The organism is Alcanivorax sp. HI0007 (assembly GCF_001635525.1).
Taxonomy (GTDB): Bacteria; Pseudomonadota; Gammaproteobacteria; order Pseudomonadales; family Alcanivoracaceae; genus Alcanivorax.
In genome coordinates, this window is sequence record NZ_LWEJ01000049.1 from 1 (window position 1) to 485 (window position 485).

Here is a 485-nt window from a genome sequence, read left to right on the forward strand (position 1 = left end):
GCGCTGGAAGCCGGGGGCTTTGCCTATACCCTGGCCGAACCTTCCCTGACCAGCCTGTCCGGGCAAAGCGCCAGCTTTCTGTCCGGCGGTGAATTCCCGGTCCCCATTCGGAGTGACAACACCGGGGTGCAGATCGAGTTCAAGGAATTCGGTATTGGCTTGAGCCTCACTCCAACCGTGATTGATGCGGGGCAGATTATTCTCAAGGTTGCGCCGGAAGTGTCCGAACTGGATTTTTCTGCCGGGGTGGAAACCGGCGGCGTGGCGGTACCGGGCCTGCGGGTGCGGCGTGCGGAAACCACGGTGTCTCTGGCACCCGGTGAGACCTTTATCATCAGTGGTCTGGTCAGTCGGAATACCATCAACAACAGCGATCGCCTGCCGGGGATTGGCAACATTCCCCTGCTGGGGGCGTTCTTCCGCTCTTCGCGCATCGAGAAAAGTGACAAGGAACTGGTGATGGTGGTGACCCCTCACCTGGTGAC

The 485-nt window shown here is 60.2% G+C and carries 1 protein-coding gene; it reads left to right on the forward strand.

Translation table 11 applies throughout. The features are described from left to right. On the forward strand, nucleotides 1–485 hold a 485-nt coding region (locus tag A3714_RS02825; RefSeq protein ID WP_369817819.1), incomplete at both ends, for a type II and III secretion system protein family protein.